The organism is Streptomyces sp. NPDC048441 (assembly GCF_043200235.1).
GTDB lineage: Bacteria > Actinomycetota > Actinomycetes > Streptomycetales > Streptomycetaceae > Streptomyces.
Genome location: NZ_JBICXM010000006.1, coordinates 313359 through 335498 on the forward strand (window position 1 = coordinate 313359; position 22140 = coordinate 335498).

Here is a 22140-nt window from a genome sequence, read left to right on the forward strand (position 1 = left end):
CCGGAGACCGCTAGGTCTAGCGAGCGAGGTCGCTAGACCTAGCAACCTCGCTAGCGACCAATACCGCCCCTGATCAGGTCGCTAGCACCTAGCGACCCACCTGCGAGAACCCCGAAACCCGCCCTGAGAGGCTCCCATGACCCTTCCCCTGCTCGCTAGCACCCTCTTGATTCTGTACACGCTCGGTTATATCGGAGTGTGCGCGGCCTCCCCTTGGAAATCCTGCCGCAAGTGCGACGGACTCGGCTTCCAGCTCACCTACACCAAGAAGGGCAAGCCCAAGCGCGGCAAGCACTGCCGCAAGTGCGACGGCAACGGCATCCGCATACGCGTCGGGCGCCACTTCTACAACCTGTGGGCCCGCACTTACCGCGCGGGCCGCGCCGCCGACGAAGCCGCCGCCAAGGCCGCGGGCTCCCGGAAGGCGCCGACCGCATGAGCGCGATCCTGCGCCTCGCGCTCATCGGCGTCGCCCTCGGGTTGCTGCTCACGTCCTGCCCCGCCCGCTGAACGCAAAGGAGCACCCGCCCATGGCGGTCAACCTCTCCGCGATCCTCCTGTTCGGCATCGCCGCCATCTTCATCGTCAAGGCCAAGGCCGGAGGCATCGGCCCCGCCATCGTCCTGTTCCTGCTCGGGTTCTTCACCGCCGGAACCGGCGCGGATGAGCCGATTCGCAACCTGTGCACCGCGCTCGCCCAAGCGCTCGGCAACCTGCGGCCCTGACAAGGAGGACACCGCCGTGAACGAACAGATTGTGGCCCGCCACTGGCTCGCCATCATCGCGCCCAAGGCCGCCCCCGCACTGGCCACCTCCACCGTGCTGATCCTGGCGAGGATCTGGAACGCCAACGGCGCCGAGCACTCCGCTGGCAACGCCGTGCTGATGGCCGCCCTGTCCCTCGCCGCCGGGGCGGCTGGCGCTTTCGCTTCCGCCGGCTTCGCCGGAGACCGCGTCATTGCCGGAACGGCGTTCGCCACGTCCGGGGCCCTGGCCTTTACGGGTGTCGCCGGATACTCCGACGGTCTCTCCCTGCCGCTGCTGCTGTGGGTGCTGGCCACCGTCGTCGCATACGGGCTCGCGGCCCGCTACTGGCGCACCGACCACCGCGAGCGTGTCGCCCATGAACGGCACACCACCGAGCGGCGCGAGGAACACGCCCACATCGAGCGCGTGGAAGCCCTGCGGGCCGGAGCGCAGATCGAGGTGGCCCGCACCGGCGCCGCCTACGCCGAACAGCTCGCCACCGCCCTGCTCACCCGCGCTGCTCTGCCCGGCTTCGACCCCAAGGCCCTTGCCGATGCGGGCCTGCCCCAACTCACCCCCGCCGACAACGACATGGAGCACTGATGCCCACCTCCGAGAAGGTCGCCGCCACCCTCACTGACCTCTGAACGCCCACGGAAGGACTCAACCTCCATGACCGACAAGCCCGTTCACCCCGACGCCCTCATCCGCCACGCCGCCGAAGCCATCCGCGAGTTCAACCACGCGACCTACCCCCGCCGTGACGCGGCGTCGGCCATCGCCTACCCCGGCACGGCGTACCACGTGATCGGCGCGTTCGTGTCCCTCGCGCAGCGCCTGCCGCAGTCCCTCGACCAGACGGCCGAGGCCCTGGATGCCATGGACGCGAGCGGCCACCTGACCGCCGACCACGGCACGGCAGCACGTGGGCGACGCCATCACCGCACTGCGCGACGCGATGGAGCACGCCGACGTGCTCACCGCCGCCCTGAAGAAGGCCCACAGCGCGTCTAGCCCGATCGGCTGGTCCGGGCCCCTGCCCGGCACCGACGACGAGCCGTAGATAAGCCCGGGCGGGCGCCTCTCACCACAAGACCGCGCCCGCCCGGTTTCTCCCGTCCCTCCAACAGAACAAGGAGAAATCCCAGCATGACACCTGAGCCCGCGCACGGACAGCACGCCCGTGTGCTGCCGATGCGTGACCGCACCACCGATGATTTCACCCGCGTCCCGCCCAATGACGTCGACGCCGAACAGGCCATCGTCGGCGCCCTCATGCTCGCCCCCGATGCCATCGCCGAGGTAACGGCGGTCATGGATGCGGCCGACCACTACCGGCCCGCTCACGAGACGATCCACCGCGCCATCCTCGACCTGCACAGCCAAGGGCAGGCGGTCGACCCGATCACGCTCGGGCACCACCTCGAACAGACCGGCGACCTGCCCCGCGTCGGCGGACGGCCGTACCTCCACACCCTTGTCCAGGCCGTCCCCACCGCCGCGAACGCCGCCCACTACGCGGAGATCGTCCACGGCCACGCTCAGCGCCGCCGCAGCATCGAAGCAGGCACCCGCCTCGTACAGGCCGGGATGACCCCGGACGCCACCCCCGAGGATCTGCGCGAGGCCCTGGCGCTCAGTGCCGAGACCCTGCCGGGAACGTGGGGCGAGCCGATCCCGCTCACCACGCAGCCGCAGCTCCCGCCATTCCCGAGCCACGTCCTGCCCGCGTGGCTGCGCGAGTTCGTGGACGCGGTAGCGGAGGAGACGCAGACCCCGGCGGACCTTGCCGGGACGCTCGCCCTGGCGGTGCTCGCCACGGCGGCTGGCGGACGCGTCATCGTCCAACTGCGCGGGCGCTGGCGCGAGCCGACGAACCTGTTCACGGTCGTCGCGCTTCCTCCCGGCAACCGTAAGTCAGCCGTTTTCGCGGCTCTCACGTCCCCGCTGCGGGCCGCGGAGAAGCTACTCGTGTCCTCTGCCGCCGGGCGCATCGCCGAGGCGGAGGTGACCGCCAAGATGGCTCGCGAGGCTGCCGACAAGGCCGCCACCCAAGCCGCCAAGGCCGAGGGCATGGAGCGCGACGGACTGACCGCAGAGGCCATCGCGCTCGCGCAGGCCGCCGACAGTCTCGAAGTCCCCAACGAGCCCCGGTTGTTGGCCGACGACTCCACCCCGGAGACCGTCACCACGCTCATGAGCGAACAGGGCGGACGGCTGTCGGTGATGTCCGCCGAGGGCGGCATCTTCGACATCATCGCGGGCCGCTACTCCGGCACCCCGAACATGGAGGTCTTCCTCAAGGGCCACGCCGGGGACTGGCTGCGCGTGGACCGGCGCACCCGCTCCGAGAACATCGAATCTCCCGCCCTGACCATGGGCCTGGCGGTCCAGCCGTCCGTCCTCAAGGACATCGGGCAGAACCGCGTCATGGACGGCCGCGGCCTGCTCGCCCGCTTCCTGTACGCGCTCCCGGAATCCCTGGTCGGCTACCGCAAGGCCAACCCCGACCAGGTCCCCGAGCCCGTCGCCGAAGCGTACGAGCGCACCGTCACCGCCCTCACCCTCTCGCTCGCCGACTGGACTGACCCCGCAGTCCTGCGCCTCACCCCCGAGGCAGATGAGGTCTTGGGCACGTACAACGAGCGCGTGGAGCCGCAGCTCCGAGCCCGCGGCGGGCGGCTTGGCCACGTGACCGAGTGGGCCAGCAAGCTCGTGGGCGCCACCGCCCGCATCGCGGGCCTGCTGCACCTGGGCGAGCACCTGGAGAACGGATACACCCAGCCCATCAGCGCCGACACCATGAACGCCGCGATCGAGCTGGGCGACTACTTCGCCGCCCACGCCCTGACCGTGTTCGACCTCATGGGCGCCGACGCCACTCTTGCCCGCGCCCGCAGTCTCCTGTCCGTCATCGGGGACAACGGATGGGAGAGCGTGACCCGACGCGACCTGTTCGCCAAGGTCTCCCGCTCCGAGTTCCCCACGGTCGCCGACCTGGAGCCCACCGTGGCTCTGTTGGAGGAGCACGGCTACCTGCGTAGCGAGACCCCGCCCCGCACGGGCAAGCGCGGACGCCCACCGGCCCCGCGCTACGTCATCCACCCCACTGTGTGGGAGGCCAAGGCATGAGCCCGCGCACCCGCTCCCGCATGGGGCCCCCGCCGCAGAAACCGCAAAGTCCGCAGAAACCCGAACCCACCCCCACCCACCTGCGGCGACGCCCCACGCGCCCCGCCGCCGCAGAAACCCGCGAACCCGCCGCACAAATCAGCGCCGCCGCCGGACCTCAGCACGTGCCCGGCCCCGCCGCCTATTTCTGCGGCGATTCCCGCGATTTTTGCGGCAACCACCCCCACACCTCCGACACCGCAGATCAGGCCGTCCGCACCCACCTTTTTGCGGATTCTGCGGTTTCTGCGGCACTGGCCCTCTCTCCGCACGGTCCCGAGTTCGCAGAGGAGACCCGCGTATGACCACGCCTCGCAAGCGCAAGTCCGCCGACGAACTCCTCCCTCTGAGCGTCGTCTTGGACGAAATCGGCATCAGCCGCGCCGCCTGGTACCGCTGGCGCAATCGCGGCTTGGGCCCCGAGGCCCACCGCCTTCCGAACGGACATCTGCGCGTCTGGCGCAGCGACTTGGACGACTTTCTCAACACGATGGAGGCTGCGTAGTGGAGTGGAGCTACACCGTGCGGGTCTGGGCGATCCGAAAGCGCGACTACCGGAAGCCATACCAGCTCCGTTGGAAAGTCGGCGCCAAGCCGCACTCCGAGTCGTTCCTGACCCTGGGCCTCGCGGAGAGCCGACGCGCCCAGCTCATCACAGCGGCCCGTGAGGGCGAGCCTTTCGAGGTGGCCAGCGGGCTTCCCAAATCGCTGGTGGCCAAGGAACGGGACATCAGTTGGTACGAGCACGCCCGCCGGTACATCGAGATGAAGTGGACCCACGCCCCCGGCTCCACGCGGCGGACGCTCGCCGAGGCCATGGCGAGCGTTACACCTGCACTGGTCAAGGACACGAGGGGAATGCCCGACGTCCACGCCGTCCGCACGGCGCTCTATAGCTGGGCGTTCAACAAGAACCGATGGGATCAGGAACCGCCAGCGGAAGTCGCCAAGACGCTCGCCTGGTTCGAGCGCAAGTCGCTCCCCACTTCAGCACTCGCCGACCGGATGCAGGTACGCACCGCGCTGGACGCTCTCACGAAGAAGTTGGACGGCACGACCGCCGCGGCCTCTTCTATCCGCCGCAAGCGCGCAATCTTCCACAACGCGCTCGTCTATGCGGTCGACGCCGGCCTTCTGAACGACAACCCGCTCCCCCAGGTCCGCTGGAAGTTTCCGGAGCAAGTCGAGGAAGAGGTGGACCCGGAATGCGTGCCGGACCCCGAGCAGGGCGCGGCACTCCTGAAGGCCGTGCGCGAGCAGAGCCCTCGGGGGCGCCGACTCATTGCGTTCTTCGGGTGCATCTACTACGGGGCCGCGCGTCCGGCCGAAGTGATCGGCCTGCGGGAGCAGGACTGCGACCTCCCACGCCGAGGCTGGGGCGCCCTGCGGTTGCGGGAAACACGCCCGCGCTCGGGGTCGGCGTGGACGGACAGCGGCGAGGCTCACGACAAGCGGGGCCTGAAGCACCGCCCACGGAAAGCTATGCGGGCCGTCCCCATCCCACCGGAGCTAGTCGCGCTACTGCGCTGGCACATCACGGCGTACGGCACCGCGCCCGACGGCCGCGTGTTCCGGACGAGCCGTGGCGGGCTTATCCAGGACACCGGTTATGGGGAGGTCTGGGCAGAGGCTCGTAGGCGGGCTCTCACGCCCGCTCAACGAGAGTCGACACTCGCGAAGCGCCCGTATGACCTTCGTCACGCCGCGGTCTCCACATGGCTCAGCTCCGGTGTGGAGCCTCAGCTCGTGGCCAAACGGGCGGGGCATAGCGTCGCCGTGCTGTTCCGGGTGTACGCGAAGTTCCTCAGCGACGGAGACGAGGCCGCAAACGCCAAGATCTCCGCTCGGCTGAACGGGCGAGGTTGAGGGCCCGGAAATCCCGTCCACGCGCCGTCCACACACTCTGAGACGGAGCGTTCGAAACCGAGAAAGAGTGAGACAGTCCCACCCCTCTGGGAGCGCACAGCAAAAAGGCCCCTGGTCTGCCATTTCGGCAGACCAGGGGCCTTCTTGTTTCCCTGTGGCGGCGCCAGGATTCGAACCTGGGAAGGCTGAGCCGGCAGATTTACAGTCTGCTCCCTTTGGCCGCTCGGGCACACCGCCTGGGTCGCTGCCTGGAATCGTCCGCTTGACGCGGGCGCTCCGTGGCAACGACGTAAACGATACCCGATGGACAGGGGTGCTTCGCCACCCGATTGATCAGTGCCCGGCGCGGGGGCGGTGGCTAGGCTTTGCGGATGCGGCCAGGGACCGAAGGCCGTGCACCAGCTGAGTACGCAGACCCCGATACAAGGAGCCACAGGACATGGCCGACTCCAGTTTCGACATCGTCTCGAAGGTCGAGCGGCAGGAGGTCGACAACGCCCTCAACCAGGCCGCCAAGGAGATCTCGCAGCGCTACGACTTCAAGGGCACGGGTGCTTCGATCGCCTGGTCCGGCGACGAGAAGATCCTGATGGAGGCGAACGGCGAGGAGCGGGTCAAGGCGATCCTCGACATCTTCCAGTCCAAGCTGATCAAGCGCGGGATCTCACTGAAGTCGCTGGACGCGGGCGAGCCGCAGCTGTCCGGCAAGGAGTACAAGCTCTTCGCCTCGATCGAAGAGGGCATCTCCCAGGAGAACGCGAAGAAGGTCGCCAAGATCATCCGCGATGAGGGCCCCAAGGGCGTCAAGGCGCAGGTCCAGGGCGACGAGCTGCGGGTCAGCTCGAAGAGCCGCGACGACCTGCAGTCCGTACAGGCGCTGCTCAAGGGGCAGGACTTCGACTTTGCGGTGCAGTTCGTGAACTACAGGTAGTTCCCAGTACCTACTGGTTGGATAGCCGTACGACGGCGGAGGGCGGGCACCCGGACCGGGTGCCCGCCCTTGCTGCTGGCCGCAGATCGGGGGTACGGCGCCTCAGCGGCGCGAGTGGCCGAAGAAGATGCGGTAGGCGACCAGCAGGACGAGTGAGCCGCCGATCGCCGCCGCCCAGGTCGCCCCGTCGTAGATGTCGGTGGCTATCGGGCGGTCGAGATAGCGGGCGGAGAGCCAGCCGCCGATGAAGGCGCCCGCGATGCCGATGACGGTCGTGCCGATGAAGCCGCCCGGGTCGCGGCCCGGCAGCAGGACCTTGGCCACGACACCGGCCAGCAGCCCCAGAACGATCCAGCTGATGATGCCCATGCGGTGAAACCTGCCCCTCTTCGTGCTGTTGTCCTGAAGGACGTCACAAGGGACGGGTGCGGTTCCGCTAGCGCGTCGCGAACGGCTGGTCCGTGCGCACGATTTCGCGGCCGAGCGGCATCAACGACACCGGGATCAGCTTGAAGTTGGCGACGCCGAGCGGGATGCCGATGATCGTGACGCAGAGGAGGAAGCCGGTGACGATGTGGCCGATCGCGAGCCACCAGCCCGCGAGGATCAGCCACAGGATGTTGCCGACGCAGGACGGCGCGCCCGCGTCGCGGCGCTCAACTGTCGTGTAGCCGAAGGGCCACAGGGCATAGCGGCCGATCCGGAAGCTCGCGAGGCCGAACGGGATGCCGATGATCGTGATGCAGAGGAGCAACCCCGCCAGCACGTAGCCGAGGAACATCCAGAAGCCGCACAGGACGAGCCAAATGACGTTGAGGATTGTCTTCACTGGTTACGACCTGCCATCTGCTCGAGCCGGGCAATGCGCTCCGCCATCGGCGGATGCGTGGAGAACATCTTGGACATGCCCTGCCCTGGACGGAAAGGGTTCGCAATCATCATGTGACTTGCCGTCTCGAGGCGGGGCTCAGGAGGCAGCGGAAGCTGCTTCGTGCCCGCGTCGAGCTTACGCAGGGCGCTCGCGAGGGCCAGTGGGTCCCCCGTGAGCTGCGCGCCGGACGCGTCGGCCTCGTACTCCCTGGAGCGGCTGATCGCGAGTTGGATGACGGAGGCGGCGAGCGGACCCAGGAGCATGATCAGGAGCATTCCGAAGATGCCGGGGCCTTCGTTGTCGTTCGACCTGCCGATGGGGATCAGCCAGGCGAAGTTGACCAGGAACATGATCACCGACGCGAGTGCGCCCGCGACGGACGAGATCAGGATGTCGCGGTTGTAGACATGGCTGAGCTCGTGGCCGATGACGCCCCGCAGTTCACGCTCGTCCAGGAGGCGCAGGATGCCGTCGGTGCAGCACACCGCCGCGTTGCGCGGATTGCGGCCCGTCGCGAACGCGTTCGGCGCCTCGGTGGGCGAGATGTAGAGGCGGGGCATGGGCTGACGGGCCTGGGTGGAGAGCTCGCGGACCATGCGGTACAGCTCGGGCGCCTCGAATTCGCTCACCGGGCGCGCACGCATGGCGCGCAGAGCGAGCTTGTCACTGTTCCAGTACGCGTACGCATTGGTGCCGAGCGCCACGAAGAGCGCGACGATCAAGCCCGTACGTCCGAAGAAACTGCCGATGACGAGGATGAGAGCGGACAGTCCCCCGAGGAGTACGGCGGTCTTCAGCCCGTTGTGCCGGCGGTGCACGGTACGCCCTCCTGTGGTGCGTGGGGGAACCCTCTGGCTACTGGTGCTTCCACTCTTCAGTGGACCCTCCCGTACTGGTCAACGCCAGGCGGGGAGCACTAGTTCCCTTGTGCGTGCAGGAGCGGTGCGGCAGCGATGTGGGCCGCTCGGGTGATGCCCGAGCGGCCCTTCGGAGAAGGGACTCGTCAGAAGAGGCCGGTGTCGGAGAACCTCAGGATGAGTTGGGGTGCTCCGGAGAGCGCGATGCCGAGGACCGCGGTGAGGGCGATGGCCGCCGTCAGGGGTGCCGGGACGCGGTGCTTGACCGGCTCGCCCTCGGGGGCGCGGAACAGCAGCGCGGTCCACTGGAGGTAGTAGAAGAGCGCGATCACCACGTTCACGGCCATCACCACGGCCAGCCAGCCGAGGCCCGCGTCGACCGCCGCCGAGAAGACGGTGACCTTCGCGAAGAGGCCGATGATGCCCGGGGGCAGGCCCGCGAGGCAGAGCAGGAAGAAGCCGAGCACCAGGGCCGCGAGGGGGCTTCGCGCGTACAGGCCGCGGTAGTCGCTGACGCGGTTCAGTAGCTGCGTACGGCCGACGAGCGCTGCGACAGCGAAGGCTCCGAGGTTCACGGCCGCGTACATCAGGGCGTACGCGACGGTGGAGCCGACGGCTTTCTCGGCCTCCGCGGGGTTGTCGGCGTATCCGGCAGCCGCGATCGGCACCAGGAGGTATCCCGCCTGGCCGACCGAGGACCAGGCGAGCAGGCGGACCGCGCTGTACGCGCGCGTGGCCCGCTGGCGCAGCGCTGCCACGTTGCCCGCGGTCATGGTGAGGGCGGCGAGCACGGCGAGTGCCGGGCCCCATACGTCCGCGTACGAGGGGAAGGCGACGACGGTGACGAGGATCAGGCCGGTGAAGCCGACCGCCTTGCCGACGACGGAGAGGTAGGCGGCGACGGGCAACGGCGCGCCTACGTAGGTGTCGGGTACCCAGAAGTGGAAGGGCACTGCGGCGACCTTGAAGGCGAAGCCGACGAGGGTGAGGGCGACGCCGGCCTGGGCGAGTGTGTCCAGCTGCCCGTCGACGTGCTGGAGCTCGGCGGCGATCTCCGTGAGGTGCAGGGTGCCTGTCGCGGCGTACACGAAGCTGACGCCCATCAGCGTCACGGCGGTCGCGGTGACGGAGGACAGGAAGAACTTCAGGGCCGCTTCGGATGACCGCTTGTCGCCGTGCCTGAGGCCGACGAGCGCGAAGGCGGGCAGCGAGGCGACTTCGAGGGCGACGATCAGGGTCGCGAGGTCACGCGATGCGGGCAGCAGCGCGGCACCCGCGGCGGAGGAGAGCAGCAGGAACCAGAACTCCCCTTCGGGGAGTTCCTTGTCCGTGCCGTTCGCGTCCTTGAGCGCGCTCATCGAGAGCAGCGCGGCCAGCAGGGCGCCGCCGATGACGAGCAGTTGGATGACGAGTGTGAAGCGGTCGGCCGTGTAGCTGCAAGCGTCCGCGTCGACTCCGGTCAGACAGAAGGTCGACCGGTCGTCGTTCAGGATCGGCAGCAGGGAGAGTCCGGCGGCGGCAAGACCCGCCACGGAGATCCAGCCGAGCAGCGCCTTCTTCTTGTCGCCCACGAAGAGGTCGGCGACGAGCACGAGGAGACCGACGACCGCCGCGATGGTGGGCGGAGCGATCGCGAGCCAGTCGACGGACTGGACCACATTGGCGGCGCTTTCGGCGGCCACGGTCACGACTTGCCTCCTGCGAGGAGCTGCTGCACGGCCGGGTCGGTGAGGCCGAGCAGAGCGGCGGGCCAGAGTCCGGCGAGGACGGTGAGAGCGACGAGCGGGGTCCAGGCGGCGAACTCATAGCCCTGGACGTCGGCGAGCGCCGGGGTGTCGGTCTTGGCTGCGCCCTGCGGCATGGGGCCCATGCAGACACGGCGTACGACGATGAGCATGTACGCGGCCGTGAGCAGGGTGCCGAAGGCGGCGATCGCCATGAAGGTGAGGAAGGCGGGGCGGCTGAGGTCGTCGGCGGGCTTGAACGCGCCGAACAGGGCGAGCATTTCGCCCCAGAACCCGGCGAGACCAGGAAGGCCGAGCGAGGCGACCGCGCCGAAGGCGAGGAGACCGCCGAGGCGTGGGGCCTTGCCGTACAGCGCGGCGCCCGATTCCTGCGCGAGGGTGTCGAGGTCGCTCGTGCCGGTGCGGTCCTTGAGCGCACCGACGAGGAAGAACAGCAGGCCGGTGATGAGGCCGTGCGCGATATTGGCGAACAGCGCGCCGTTCACGCCGGTCGGGCTCATCGTCGAGATGCCGAGCAGGACGAATCCCATGTGGCCCACGGACGAGTACGCGATGAGGCGCTTGAGATCGCCCTTCGCGCCCTGCTTGGCGAGCGCGAGGCAGGCGAGCGAACCGTAAATGATCCCGACCACGGCGAAGGCCGCGAGGTACGGCGCGAAGGTGTGCATCCCGTCGGGCGCGATGGGCAGCAGGATCCGCACGAATCCGTACGTGCCCATCTTCAGCAGCACGCCGGCCAGCAGCACCGAGCCGACGGTGGGCGCGGCGGTGTGCGCGTCCGGCAGCCAGCTGTGGAGCGGCCACATCGGCGTCTTGACCGCGAGCCCGATCCCGATCGCCAGAACGGCGATGACCTGCACGGATGTGGTCAGGCCCCGGCCGTTGTCAGTGGCGAGTGCCACCATGTCAAATGTGCCGGACTTGAGGCCGATGAGGAGGAGACCGAGCAGCATCACGACGGAGCCGAGAAGCGTGTAGAGGATGAACTTCCAAGCCGCTTGCGTGCGTTGGGCGCCGCCCCAGCGGGCGATGAGGAAGTACATCGGGATGAGGACCATCTCGAACGCGAGGAAGAACAGCAGCAGGTCGAGGACGGCGAAGGTCAGGAGGGTGCCGGACTCGAGCACGAGGATCAGCGCGACAAATGCCTTGGGAGACGGGCCCGACGGCATTTTGAAGTAGGAGTACAGCGCGCAGAGGAAGGTCAGGAGCGCGGTCAGGACCAGGAGGGGGAGCGAGATGCCGTCGATGCCGAGGTGGATGCGCACGTCGAGTGCGGGGATCCAGCTGATATCGGTCGTGGCCTGCATCTTTGACGGATTGTCATGGTTGAAGCCGAGCGCGAGGACGATCGCTGCGATGAGGATCGCGCCGGTCACGACCACGCCGTGGCGGAGCACCGCCTGGTCGGGCGACTTCCCCTTCAGTCCGGGCGGGGCCGGGAGGAGAGCCGCCACGGCGCCGATGAGCGGGCCGACCACGATCAACGCCAGGAGAAGCTGCATCACGGATTCACTGATATCGATCACGGCTGCTCACGCTCCGACGGTGGCGACGAGGACGGCGGCGACAGCCAGGACGACGGTGCCTGCGAGCAGCGCGCTCAGGTAGGTCTGCACATTGCCGGTCTGTGCGCGGCGGACGGCCGCGCCGAGCCAGCGGGGTGCGGTGCCCGCGCCGCGGACGTACGTCTCGACGACCTCGCGGTCCAGGAACCGGACGAGGCTCGCGGCGGCTTGGACGGGGCGCACGAACAGGGCGGCGTAGACGGCGTCGAGGTGGAAGCCGACTGCGGCGTGCCGGTGCAGCGGGCCGAGCAGGAGTCGGCCGGGGTCGGCCGGGTCGTGGGCGGCGGCCACGTCTCCGTAGGCGGGTTCGTGCGAGGCGATGGCCTCCGCTTCGACCAGGCCTCCGTCGGCTCCCGCGTCGGCGGCGACCGCACCCATCGGGACGCGGGCGGCGAGTGCTGTGGTGTGCCGCCACGCGCCGTACGTGACGAGCCCGCCGACGAGGGCGAGTCCCGTGCCGAGTACGGAGGTGGTGAGGGTCGGGGTGAGCGAGTGGCCGTCGAACCAGTCCGGCAGGACGCCGACGGTGAGGCCGAAGGCGAGTGAGGGGACGGCGAGCACCCAGAGCACGGCGGTCATGGTGATGGGCTGGCGACCGTGATCCGGGGCTTCGGGGCCCCGGCCGTTGAACGCGAGCAGCCAGAGGCGGGTCGCGTAGGCGGCGGTGAGCAGGGCGGTGATGAGACCGGCGACGAGCACGATCCAGCCTGCCGCGCTGGGAGCGGTCTCGGAGTGTCCTGTGGCCGCGTGCTCGGCGGCGCCCAGGACGGCTTCCTTGGAGAAGAAGCCGCTGAAGGGCGGGATCGCGGCGAGCGCGAGGAGCGCCACGGTCATCGTCCAGAAGGCGTCGGGGACCCGGTCGCGCAGGCTCTTCATGCGGGACATCGCGGCGAGGGAGTTGGTGCCGGAGGCGTGGATGATCACGCCCGCGCCGAGGAAGAGGAGCGCCTTGAAGGCGCCGTGCGAGAGGAGGTGGAAGACGGCGGCACCGCGGTCGCCGACGGCGAGGGCGCCGGTCAGATAGCCGAGTTGGCCGATCGTCGAGTAGGCGAGGACGCGCTTGATGTCGTCCTGGGCGAGCGCGGCCAGTGCCGAGCCGGCCATGGTGACGGCGGCCATGACGGCGAGGACGACCAACGCTGCCGCGGATGCGGCGAAGACCGGGAGGAGGCGGGCCACGAAGTAGACACCGGCGGCGACCATCGTCGCGGCGTGGATCAGCGCGGAGACGGGGGTGGGGCCCGCCATCGCGTCGGGCAGCCAGGTGTGCAGCGGGAACTGCGCGGACTTGCCGGCAACTCCGGCGAGGAGCAGCAGAGCGATCAGCGTCGGGTGGTCGAGGCCGCCGTCCGCGACCGTGGCGAGGACGGTCGTGATGCGGAAGGACCCGGCGTCGGCGGCGAGCGCGAACAGGCCGATCAGGAAGGGGACATCGCCGAGCTTGGTGACCAGGAAGGCCTTGAGGGAGGCCGCGCGGGCTTCGGGCGTCTCCCAGTAGTGGCCGACGAGGAAGTACGAGCAGATGCCCATGATCTCCCAGCCGACCATGAGCACCATCAGGTCGCCGGAGTAGACGACGAGCAGCATCGCGGAGGTGAAGAGGGAGACGAGAGCGGCGTACGAGGGGTAGCGCGGGTCGTCGCGCAGATAGCCCGTCGAGTAGATCTGCACGCAGGAGGCGACGACGCCGACCAGGACGGCGACGAGGGCGGCGAAGCCATCGATGTGCAGGGCGAGTTCGATGGGGACCGAGCCGGTCGGGGTGAGCTCGGTTGCGGATTCGATGTCGGCGCCGCCGCCGTGGCGGGCGGCGACCAGGACGGCGATGACCAGCGCCGCCAGGGTGGGAAGCACCGCGAGGGGGCGTACGAGACCCGGGACGGTGCGGCCGAGCAGCAGACCGGCGACCGCGCCGAGGAACGGCAGGAGGGGGACGAGTACGGCGAGGGTGGTCGTGGTCACGCGGTGGCCTCAGCCTTCTGTGCCGGGGCGGGCTTTTCGTCGACGGCGTCCTCGGCGTCGCCGTCGGGGCCCTCGGCGGTGTCGCGGAGTTCGTCGACTGCGGAGGAGCCGCGGTTGCGGTAGACCGCAAGGACGATCGCGAGGCCGATGCCGATCTCGGCGGCTGCGATGGCGATGGTGAAGAGGGTCAGGGCCTGGCCGGAGTGGAGGGCGTCGCGGAGCCAGACGTCGAAGGCGACCAGGTTGAGGTTGACGGCGTTGAGCATCAGCTCGACGGACATCAGGACCAGGATCGCGTTGCGGCGGGCGAGCACTCCGTACAGGCCTACGCAGAAGAGGAGGACGGCCAGGACGGCGGGATAGGCGAGGTGCATCAGCGCTGCTCCTTGTCGCTGGGGGCACCGTTCGTGCGGGTGTCGCCGGGGGCGTCGGTCTTGCGGGTCATGCGCGTCATGCGGGCGTTCCTGCGGGAGAGGACGATCGCGCCGACCAGGGCGGCGAGGAGCAGGACCGAGAGGGCTTCGAAGGGCAGTACCCAGTGCCGGAAGAGGAACTTTCCGGTCACGGCGGTGGAGCCCTGGGCCTCGTCGGCGGCGCGGTCGAGGTCGATCCAGGTCGTCCGGAAGGCGTCGACGACGACCCAGACCAGGGCGGCTGCCGCGAGGACGGCCACCGCGAGCGCGACCGGGCGGTTGCCCGAATCGGCGTCCGGGGAGCGGCCGATGGGGGCCCGCGTCAGCATCAGACCGAAGAGAAGGAGGACGACGACGGAGCCGACATAGATCAGGACCTGCACCCAGGCGATGAACTCGGCGGTGAGCAGGAGGTACTCGGCGGCCAGGCCGCCGAGTGTCGCCACGAGCCACAGGGCGGCGTGCACCAGCTGCTTGGTGGTGACGGTGACGATCGCTGAGCCGAGGGTGACGAGGCCGACCAGGACGAAGGCGATCTCCACTCCCGTCGGGGAGAGGAAGCCCTGGGGGGCATTGGCCGCCAGGGGGGCGTTGGCTGCTGTCGCCGCAGCGGCTGCGAGGGTCACGCTTCTGCCTCCGGTCCGGGTTCCGGGGCCTGGGTTGCTTCGGCTTGCTGGGCTGCCTCGGCTTGCTGAGCTGCCTCGGCTTGCTGAGCTGCTTCGGCTTGCTGAGCTGCTTCGGCTTCCTGGGCGGCGGCCAGCTTCTCCGCCGCCTTGCGCGCCGTGGCGATCTCCTTGGGTTCTTCGGCGGCGGGGTCCAGGGCGGGCGGGGCCGGGACCGTCCACATCCAGTCGCGGAGCTTGTCGCGCTCGTGGGTGAGTTCGTGGATGTCGGTCTCGGCGTACTCGAACTCCGGTGACCAGAAGAGTGCGTCGAAGGGGCAGACCTCGATGCAGATGCCGCAGTACATGCAGAGGGAGAAGTCGATGGCGAAGCGGTCGAGGACGTTGCGGCTGCGCTCGCGGCCACCCTCGACGGCTGCCGGGACCGTCTCCTTGTGGGAGTCGATGTAGATGCACCAGTCCGGGCATTCCCGGGCGCAGAGCATGCAGACCGTGCAGTTCTCCTCGAAGAGCCCGATGACGCCCCGGGTGCGGGGCGGGAGTTCGGGCTGGTGCTCCGGGTACTGCTCGGTGACGGTCTTCTTCGTCATCGTGCGGAGGGTGACAGCGAGGCCCTTGGCCAGGCCGGACCCAGGGATCGGAGGCATTTAGTTGATCGCCACCTTCACGATGCCGGTGAGCGCGATCTGCGCGAGGGCGAGCGGGACGAGGAGGGTCCAGGAGAACTTCTGGAGCTGGTCCTCGCGGAGACGGGGGTAACTGACGCGGAGCCAGATCACGAGGAAGGCGAGCACCGCTGTCTTCAGGAGGGTCCAGACCCAGCCGAGCCCGTCGGCGCCCCAGGGTCCGTGCCAGCCGCCGAGGAAAAGGACGGTGGTGAGGCCGCAGAGGACGACGATTCCGGCGTACTCGGCGAGGAGGAAGAGGGCGAAGCGGAGACCCGTGTACTCCGTGTACGCGCCGAAGATGATCTCCGAGTCGGCGACCGGCATGTCGAAGGGCGGGCGCTGGAGTTCGGCGAGGCCCGCGATGAAGAAGACGAGGGCGCCGACGATCTGCCAGGGCAGCCACCACCACTCGAAGGCATTGAGGATGCCGGGGAGGGACACCGTGCCGGCCGCCATCGCGACCGAAGCCGCGGCGAGCAGCATCGGGAGTTCGTACGCGAGGAGCTGGGCGGCGGTGCGGAGGCCGCCGAGGAGGGAGAACTTGTTGGCGCTCGCCCAGCCCGCCATGAGCGAGCCGAGTACGCCCACGCCCATGACGGCGAGCACGAAGAAGATGCCCGCGTCGACGAGCTGGCCGACGGCGCCTTCGCTCGGGCCGATGGGGATGGCGACGAGGACGAGGAGGTAGGGCAGCAGGGCGACAGCGGGGGCGAGCTGGAAGATACGGCGGTCGGCATCGGCCGGTACGACGTCTTCCTTCTGCGCGAACTTGACTCCGTCGGCGACGAGCTGGGCCCAGCCGTGGAAACCGCCCGCGTACATGGGGCCGAGGCGGCCCTGCATGTGGGCCATCACCTTGTGCTCGGTCTGACCGATCACGAGGGGCAGTACGAGGAAGACGGCGAAGACGATGAGGAGACGCAGGGCGACGTCGAGCGCGTCGGTCACTCCGTGCCTCCTGGGCGATTGTCGTCGGTTTCGTCGGTTTCGGTGCCCTTGCCGGTGTCGGTGCTGGTGCCCTTGCCGGTGTCGGTGTCGGTGGTGTCGGTACCGTCGAACGCCGGGCGTGCCTGGTGCCACGGGGCGTCGGAACTGGCCTCGGGCGCCTCGGGCTTCGTCTCAGGAGCTGGAGCCGGTGCCGGAGCCGCCTCGGGCTTCGCCTCGGGTGCCGGGGCTGCCTCGGGCTTCGCCTCAACCGGCGTCTTCGCTGCCGGGCTCTGGGACTGGGACTGGGACTGGGACGCCGAGCCCTCGCCCGCCGTGCGGGACCGGCGGACCGGGCGGTCGCCTGCCGGGCGGGCGGCGCCGCGGGCCGGGCGGGCCGGGGCCGCGGGGAGTTGGCCCTTGAGGGGGCCCCATTCGTTCGGGTCGGGTACGCCGGGGGGCAGCATCTGGCGGCGCTTGGGGCCGCCGTGCTCCGACTCCCCCGGCTCCTTCGCACCGGGCCACGCCTTCGCGACCCGGGCCGCCAGGACGAAGTCCTTGCGCAGGGGGTGGCCTTCGAAGGTGTCGGGGAGGAGCAGGGGTACCAAATGCGGGTGGTCGGTGAAGTCGACGCCGAACATCTCGTGCGTCTCGCGCTCGTGCCACGCCGCGCCCGCGTAGACGTCGACCGCGGTCGGCAGGACCGGGGCGTCGTGCGGGACGGTCGTACGGATGAGGAGGCGTCGTACGGGCGAGAGTGCGACCACGTGGGCCGAGACGAGAAAGCCCGTGCCCGGCTCGTCGACCGCGCTCAGCCAGTCGAAATAGGTGCAGGTCAGGGTCGTGCGCGCGGTTTCGAGCGCCGTGATCCACGAGCTCGGCGGGACGTCGACCGTCAAGAGGTCGTACGACTCGTCGGCTGTGGCATCGGCGCCGAAGAGTTCCTCGACGGGGCTCGGCAGCCAGCCGGTCATACCTGCCCCTCCCCCGGCGTCGAGGCGCCTGGCGTCGAAGCACCCGGCGTCACAGCCACCGGCGGCTTCACCAGGCCGCTCTGGAGAGCCGCCGTCGAAGGCCGGTTGCCGTTGCCGTACCGCTCGCCCAGCGACTCCGCGGCGATCTTCTCCTGGAGCTTGAGGATTCCCTGGAGCAGCGCCTCAGGACGGGGCGGGCAGCCGGGAACGTACACATCGACCGGAATGATCTGATCGACGCCCTTGGTCACCGCGTACGAATCCCAGTACGGGCCGCCGCAGTTGGAGCAGGCGCCGAAGGAGATGACGTACTTGGGCTCCGGCATCTGTTCGTAGAGGCGCTTCACGGCCGGGGCCATCTTGTCCGTCACCGTGCCCGACACCACCATCAGGTCGGCCTGGCGCGGGCCCGGCGCGAACGGGATCACGCCGAGCCGGATGAAGTCGTGCCGGGCCATGGAGGCGGCGATGAACTCGATGGCGCAGCAGGCGAGGCCGAAGTTGAAGACCCACAACGAGTACCGGCGGCCCCAGTTGAGGACCACCTTCATCGGCTCGGGGGCCAGGCGGGAGAGCACGCCCAGCCGCTGGGGCTCCGGCAGGTCGACGGGAGCAGGGGTCACGTCCATGTGAGGACGCCCTTCTTGTATGCGTACAGCAGGCCCACGGTCAGGAAGCCGAGGAAGATGAACATCTCCACCAGCGTCGTCGCACCGTAGCCAGGCGCGGCGAAGACCGTCGCCCATGGAAAGAGGAAGATCGAGTCGACGGCGAAGATGACATAGAGGAACGCGTAGACGTAGTAGCGGACCTGAGTGTGGGCCCATCCCTCGCCGACCGGGTCGACACCGCACTCGTACGTCAGGAGCTTCTCGGGTGTCGGCACGACCGGCCGCAGCAGCCGCCCCGCGCCGAAGGCGACAGCGACGAACAGCACGCCGACCACGGCGAGCAGTCCGACGACGGAGTACGACTGGTAGTAGCTCGCCGCGACGTTCGTCACGTGCACGTCAGCCCCTCACTCATCACTCTCACTCGTCACTCGTCACTCGTCACTTGTCACTCGTCACTGATCGTTGTTCGACGATCTGTACGCACGGGAGTCTAGGGCCTGCTAAAGGCCAGGTAAGCAGAGCGTCACAGTTCGGTCAGGCCAGGTGGGGTTATCCCCCGTACACCTGGGCGGTCCCCCTCATGGCATCAGAGCGCCGAGCCGTGCACTCTGGCCCGTATGACCGCACGCGCCATGTCCTTGTCCGCCTCCTCGCCCGCGCCCTCCCCTTCCCCCTCGCCACCGCCCGCGCGCTTCGCGGCGTACGACCGGCACACCTGGAAGGAGATCGCGCACCTCCTCGTCAACCTCCCGCTGGGTGTGGCCTGTTTCGTCTACGTGGTCACGACTCTCGCGGCCGGCGGCGGTCTCGCCGTGACGGTCATCGGCCTGCCGCTGCTCGCGGGCGCGCTGCTCGGCGCGCGACAGCTCGGCAAGATGGAGCGGGCTCGGGCGAGGGCGCTGCTCGGGGTGCGGATCGATGAGCCGAGCCCGATGCCGAAGCCGAGCGGGCACGGATTCTTCAGCTGGCTGTGGTCGAGCCTGAAGGACCCGGTCGGCTGGCGCGCGATGCTGTTCGGATTCATGCGGCTGCCCTGGGGCGTGCTGACCTTCACCATCTCCCTGGTCGGGGTCTTCGTGCTCTGGCCGGTGCTCCCGTACATCGTGCGCGGTCTGACCAACGCCGACCGCGCGATGGTGCGCGGGCTGCTCTCGCCCTCCGACGAACTGGAGCGGCGCATCGTCGAGTTGGAGTCGGACCGTGGCGTCGTCGTCGACACGGCGGCGGCCGACCTGCGCCGCATCGAGCGCGACCTGCACGACGGAGCGCAGGCCCGCCTTGTCGCGCTCGCCATGGGGCTCGGTCTGGCCAAGGAGAAGCTCCTGGAGGACCCCGACACCGCGGCGGCGATGGTCGACGAGGCGCACGGCGAGGTGAAACTGGCCCTCCAGGAGCTGCGTGATCTGGCCCGCGGTATCCACCCGGCGGTCCTGACCGACCGCGGCCTCGACGCGGCGCTCTCCTCGGTGTCCTCGCGGTGCACGGTCCCGGTGAAGGTGACGGCGGACCTGCCCGCGCGCCCGGCGGCCGCGATCGAGGGCATCGCGTACTTCACGGTCTCCGAGCTTCTTCAGAACGTCAGCAAGCACAGCGGGGCGCGTTCGGCGTCCGTCGAGGTGTGGCGCTCCGACCAGCGGCTTCTCATCCAGGTGTGGGACGACGGGCGGGGCGGCGCGAGCCTCGAAGGGGGTACGGGCATGGCGGGGCTCGCGGACCGGCTCGGTGCGGTCGACGGCCTGTTCGTCATCGATTCGCCGCAGGGCGGGCCGACGACGATCACGGCGGAGCTGCCGTGGCGGGACCGGGACCAGGGGTAGGGAAAACCCCCGGTCCAAGACACCTACGCACCACATGGTCCGGATCGCGCTCGGCCAGCACTCTTGAGGTACACCACCGCTGAGATACACCGCCGCTGAGATACACCGCCGCTGAGATACACCGCCGACGCAGCGCACCACGCCCGACCGAGCAGAAACGGACGACACCGATGGCCACGGAGTACGGACAGGAGTACGGGCGCATGAACCGTTCGGAGTTCCGGGGATCCGACCTCGACGAGCGGCGGAGCCGTATCCCCGCCGGGCTTCGCGCGCCGATCGAGGCCCGCGCCTGGAAGGAGTTCGGCTATGTGCTGCTGAGCCTTCCGATCAGCCTCATGACGTTCACGTTCGCGGTCACGATGCTGTCCCTCGGCGCCGGACTCCTGATCACGTTCATCGGCATCCCCGTCCTGGCCGCCGGGCTCGCCGCCTGCCGCGGCGTCGGCTCCCTGGAGCGGGTGCGGGCGCGGGCGCTGCTCGACGTGGAGGTGGCGAACCCGGAGCCGCTGCGGCCCAAGAACGGCGGCGGCGCGATGGCGTGGATGGGCGCCGTGCTCAAGAGCGGCGTCTCCTGGCGACACGTCATCTACTCCGTCATCCACATGCCGTGGGCGGTCTTCTCCTTCACCGTGTCGGTGGTCTTCTGGACGTACGGCTGGGCGATGCTCACGTACCCGCTGTGGCAGTGGCTCTTCCCGATGTACGGCGGCCAGGGCGGCATCCAGCTCTACGGCGACGACGGCCACCGCATCTACCTGGACAACCCCTTCGAGATCGGCGTCACCGCCCTCACCGGCCTCCTGATCACCCTCGCCACCCCTTGGATCATCCGGGCCCTGACCACCGTCGACCGCGTCATGGTCGTCGGTCTGCTCGGCCCGTCGAGCCTGGCGACGCGTGTCGTCGAGCTGGAGTCGGACCGTGGCGTCGTCGTCGACACGGCGGCGGCCGACCTGCGCCGCATCGAGCGCGACCTGCACGACGGAGCGCAGGCCCGCCTTGTCGCGCTCGCCATGGATCTGGGCCTGGCCAAGGAGAAGCTGACGGAGGACCCGGAGGCCGCGGCGCGCATGGTGGGCGAGGCCCACGGCGAGGTGAAGGTCGCCTTGCAGGAGCTGCGTGACCTGGCCCGCGGCATCCACCCGGCTGTCCTGACCGACCGCGGCCTCGACGCGGCGCTCTCCTCGCTCGCCGCCCGGTGCACGGTCCCGGTCCAGGTCGAGGTGGATCTGCCCGCGCGGCCTGCCGCCGCGATCGAGGGCATCGCGTACTTCACTGTCTCCGAGCTCCTCCAGAACATCAGCAAGCACGCGCGGGCGACCCGGGGCTCGGTCGACGTCTGGCAGGTCGAGGACCGTCTGATGCTTCAGGTCTCCGACGACGGTGCGGGAGGTGCGGATGTGACCAGTGGGTCCGGGCTCGCGGGCCTCGCCGAGAGGCTGGATGCGGTCGACGGGATTCTGGTCGTGGATTCGCCCGTGGGCGGGCCTACGACGGTGACGGCGGAGTTGCCGTGGCGGGCGTAGTCGCCTCGTAGATCGGCGCCCGGCCCATCGGCTGGGCGCCGATTCATTCTGCCGCCCGTATCAAGAGACCGAACACGGCAGAGCTGTCTGTCCACGAACGCTGTAACGCTCCCCCGTACGCGCGATGTACGCGCGATACTGAGGTGTCGGGGGACAGCGAAATCAATATGCGGGGGGCCGTGGACGTGGAGGACAAGGTGCGGGTGGTCATCGCCGAGGATTCAGTGCTGCTCAGGGAGGGCCTGACCCGGTTGTTGACCGACCGTGGGCACGACGTCGTCGCGGGGGTGGGCGACGCGGACCAGCTGATCAAGACGATCAACGAACTCTCCGCCACGGGTGCGCTCCCCGACGTGGTCGTCGCCGACGTGCGGATGCCGCCGACACACACCGACGAGGGAGTGCGGGCCGCGGTGCACCTGCGCCAGCAGTTTCCGGAGCTCGGGGTGCTCGTCCTCTCGCAGTACGTCGAGGAGCAGTACGCCACCGAGCTGCTCGCCGGGTCCAGCCGCGGCGTCGGCTATCTGCTCAAGGACCGCGTCGCCGAGGTGCGCGAGTTCGTGGACGCGGTGGTGCGTGTCGCCGACGGCGGCACCGCGCTCGACCCCGAGGTCGTGGCGCAGCTGCTCGGCCGCAGCCGTAAGCAGGACGTCCTCGCGGGGCTGACGCCGCGCGAGCGCGAGGTACTGGGCCTGATGGCCGAGGGCCGGACGAACTCGGCGGTCGCCCGGCAGCTCGTGGTGAGCGACGGCGCCGTGGAGAAGCACGTCAGCAACATCTTCCTGAAGCTGGGCCTTTCCCAGAGTGACGGGGATCACCGGCGCGTACTGGCGGTTCTCACCTACCTCAACTCCTGACAA

At 69.3% G+C, this 22140-nt stretch carries 24 protein-coding genes, 1 tRNA gene and 1 pseudogene; 12 read left to right on the forward strand and 14 right to left on the reverse strand.

The annotated features are described in order from the left end of the window. Positions 1-136 precede the first annotated feature (136 nt). The 8 genes and pseudogenes from ACGFSB_RS17715 to ACGFSB_RS17750 all read left to right on the forward strand — a co-directional run bounded on the left by ACGFSB_RS17715 (position 137) and on the right by ACGFSB_RS17750 (position 5784). Positions 137-439 carry a hypothetical protein gene (locus ACGFSB_RS17715; RefSeq protein ID WP_393399675.1) on the forward strand — a complete coding sequence of 101 codons (303 nt, stop codon included), beginning with the start codon at positions 137-139 and terminating at the stop codon, positions 437-439. Positions 440-530: 91 nt separating this feature from the next. Next, positions 531-725, forward strand: a complete 195-nt coding sequence (locus ACGFSB_RS17720; RefSeq protein ID WP_393399677.1) for a hypothetical protein — start codon at positions 531-533, stop codon at positions 723-725. Positions 726-741: 16 nt separating this feature from the next. Continuing rightward, the gene (locus ACGFSB_RS17725) at positions 742-1350 is read left to right on the forward strand and encodes a hypothetical protein (protein ID WP_393399679.1); all 609 of its coding nucleotides are present in this window, start codon (positions 742-744) and stop codon (positions 1348-1350) included. 69 nt (positions 1351-1419) lie between these two features. Continuing rightward, positions 1420-1761 carry a hypothetical protein gene (locus ACGFSB_RS17730; RefSeq protein WP_393399681.1) on the forward strand — a complete coding sequence of 114 codons (342 nt, stop codon included), beginning with the start codon at positions 1420-1422 and terminating at the stop codon, positions 1759-1761. A 180-nt stretch (positions 1762-1941) separates the two neighbouring features. Then, a pseudogene (locus ACGFSB_RS17735) lies at positions 1942-2268 on the forward strand (DnaB-like helicase N-terminal domain-containing protein); the annotation flags it as partial. 69 nt (positions 2269-2337) lie between these two features. Beyond that, positions 2338-3879: a YfjI family protein gene (locus ACGFSB_RS17740; RefSeq protein WP_393400178.1), complete on the forward strand. Its 1542-nt coding sequence runs from the start codon at positions 2338-2340 to the stop codon at positions 3877-3879. Positions 3880-4219: 340 nt separating this feature from the next. Continuing rightward, positions 4220-4423 (forward strand): helix-turn-helix transcriptional regulator, encoded by a 204-nt coding sequence (locus ACGFSB_RS17745; protein ID WP_393399683.1) that lies wholly within the window; start codon positions 4220-4222, stop codon positions 4421-4423. Further along, a complete protein-coding gene (locus tag ACGFSB_RS17750; protein ID WP_393399685.1) occupies positions 4423-5784 on the forward strand; it encodes a tyrosine-type recombinase/integrase in 1362 nt (453 codons plus the stop codon). Before ACGFSB_RS17745 ends, ACGFSB_RS17750 begins: the two co-directional genes overlap by 1 nt. Positions 5785-5939: 155 nt before the next feature. On the opposite strand, the gene ACGFSB_RS17755 is transcribed toward ACGFSB_RS17750, so the two are convergent. Continuing rightward, positions 5940-6021 (reverse strand) — tRNA-Tyr (locus tag ACGFSB_RS17755). A gap of 202 nt (positions 6022-6223) precedes the next feature. Here ACGFSB_RS17755 and ACGFSB_RS17760 point away from each other — a divergent pair. Then, the gene (locus ACGFSB_RS17760) at positions 6224-6715 is read left to right on the forward strand and encodes a YajQ family cyclic di-GMP-binding protein (protein ID WP_393399687.1); all 492 of its coding nucleotides are present in this window, start codon (positions 6224-6226) and stop codon (positions 6713-6715) included. A 102-nt stretch (positions 6716-6817) separates the two neighbouring features. On the opposite strand, the gene ACGFSB_RS17765 is transcribed toward ACGFSB_RS17760, so the two are convergent. From ACGFSB_RS17765 to ACGFSB_RS17825, 13 genes are all read right to left on the reverse strand, one after another. Then, the gene (locus ACGFSB_RS17765; protein WP_393399690.1) at positions 6818-7084 is read right to left on the reverse strand and encodes a GlsB/YeaQ/YmgE family stress response membrane protein; all 267 of its coding nucleotides are present in this window, start codon (positions 7082-7084) and stop codon (positions 6818-6820) included. 67 nt (positions 7085-7151) lie between these two features. Continuing rightward, entirely contained in the window at positions 7152-7544 is a 393-nt protein-coding gene (locus ACGFSB_RS17770) for a YccF domain-containing protein (protein ID WP_393399692.1), read from the reverse strand. Beyond that, a complete protein-coding gene (gene htpX / locus ACGFSB_RS17775) occupies positions 7541-8404 on the reverse strand; it encodes a zinc metalloprotease HtpX (RefSeq protein ID WP_393399695.1) in 864 nt (287 codons plus the stop codon). Before htpX ends, ACGFSB_RS17770 begins: the two co-directional genes overlap by 4 nt. A 185-nt stretch (positions 8405-8589) precedes the next feature. Further along, entirely contained in the window at positions 8590-10131 is a 1542-nt protein-coding gene (locus tag ACGFSB_RS17780; RefSeq protein ID WP_393399697.1) for an NADH-quinone oxidoreductase subunit N, read from the reverse strand. After that, entirely contained in the window at positions 10128-11717 is a 1590-nt protein-coding gene (locus tag ACGFSB_RS17785; RefSeq protein ID WP_393399700.1) for a NuoM family protein, read from the reverse strand. Before ACGFSB_RS17785 ends, ACGFSB_RS17780 begins: the two co-directional genes overlap by 4 nt. 6 nt (positions 11718-11723) lie before the next feature. After that, a complete protein-coding gene (locus ACGFSB_RS17790) occupies positions 11724-13718 on the reverse strand; it encodes an NADH-quinone oxidoreductase subunit L (RefSeq protein WP_393399702.1) in 1995 nt (664 codons plus the stop codon). Further along, entirely contained in the window at positions 13715-14092 is a 378-nt protein-coding gene (gene nuoK, locus ACGFSB_RS17795; RefSeq protein WP_393399704.1) for an NADH-quinone oxidoreductase subunit NuoK, read from the reverse strand. Before nuoK ends, ACGFSB_RS17790 begins: the two co-directional genes overlap by 4 nt. Continuing rightward, complete coding sequence (locus tag ACGFSB_RS17800; RefSeq protein ID WP_393399707.1) at positions 14092-14757, reverse strand: NADH-quinone oxidoreductase subunit J; 666 nt, start codon at positions 14755-14757, stop codon at positions 14092-14094. The genes nuoK and ACGFSB_RS17800 overlap by 1 nt, the downstream gene beginning before the upstream one ends. Continuing rightward, a complete protein-coding gene (locus ACGFSB_RS17805; protein ID WP_393399709.1) occupies positions 14754-15401 on the reverse strand; it encodes a NuoI/complex I 23 kDa subunit family protein in 648 nt (215 codons plus the stop codon). Before ACGFSB_RS17805 ends, ACGFSB_RS17800 begins: the two co-directional genes overlap by 4 nt. After that, positions 15402-16370, reverse strand: a complete 969-nt coding sequence (locus tag ACGFSB_RS17810; RefSeq protein ID WP_393399712.1) for an NADH-quinone oxidoreductase subunit H — start codon at positions 16368-16370, stop codon at positions 15402-15404. Beyond that, positions 16367-17320, reverse strand: a complete 954-nt coding sequence (locus tag ACGFSB_RS17815) for an NADH-quinone oxidoreductase subunit C (RefSeq protein ID WP_393399714.1) — start codon at positions 17318-17320, stop codon at positions 16367-16369. The genes ACGFSB_RS17810 and ACGFSB_RS17815 overlap by 4 nt, the downstream gene beginning before the upstream one ends. Then, a complete protein-coding gene (locus ACGFSB_RS17820; RefSeq protein ID WP_393399716.1) occupies positions 17317-17949 on the reverse strand; it encodes an NADH-quinone oxidoreductase subunit B in 633 nt (210 codons plus the stop codon). The genes ACGFSB_RS17815 and ACGFSB_RS17820 overlap by 4 nt, the downstream gene beginning before the upstream one ends. After that, positions 17940-18329 carry an NADH-quinone oxidoreductase subunit A gene (locus ACGFSB_RS17825; RefSeq protein WP_266863289.1) on the reverse strand — a complete coding sequence of 130 codons (390 nt, stop codon included), beginning with the start codon at positions 18327-18329 and terminating at the stop codon, positions 17940-17942. Before ACGFSB_RS17825 ends, ACGFSB_RS17820 begins: the two co-directional genes overlap by 10 nt. 237 nt (positions 18330-18566) lie before the next feature. Between ACGFSB_RS17825 and ACGFSB_RS17830 the strand changes: the two genes are divergently transcribed. From ACGFSB_RS17830 to ACGFSB_RS17840, 3 genes are all read left to right on the forward strand, one after another. After that, the gene (locus ACGFSB_RS17830) at positions 18567-19751 is read left to right on the forward strand and encodes a sensor histidine kinase (protein WP_393400181.1); all 1185 of its coding nucleotides are present in this window, start codon (positions 18567-18569) and stop codon (positions 19749-19751) included. Positions 19752-19921: 170 nt separating this feature from the next. Continuing rightward, the gene (locus ACGFSB_RS17835) at positions 19922-21280 is read left to right on the forward strand and encodes a sensor histidine kinase (RefSeq protein ID WP_393399719.1); all 1359 of its coding nucleotides are present in this window, start codon (positions 19922-19924) and stop codon (positions 21278-21280) included. A 167-nt stretch (positions 21281-21447) separates the two neighbouring features. Then, positions 21448-22137 (forward strand): response regulator, encoded by a 690-nt coding sequence (locus ACGFSB_RS17840; RefSeq protein WP_393399721.1) that lies wholly within the window; start codon positions 21448-21450, stop codon positions 22135-22137. The last annotated feature ends 3 nt before the right edge of the window (positions 22138-22140 follow it).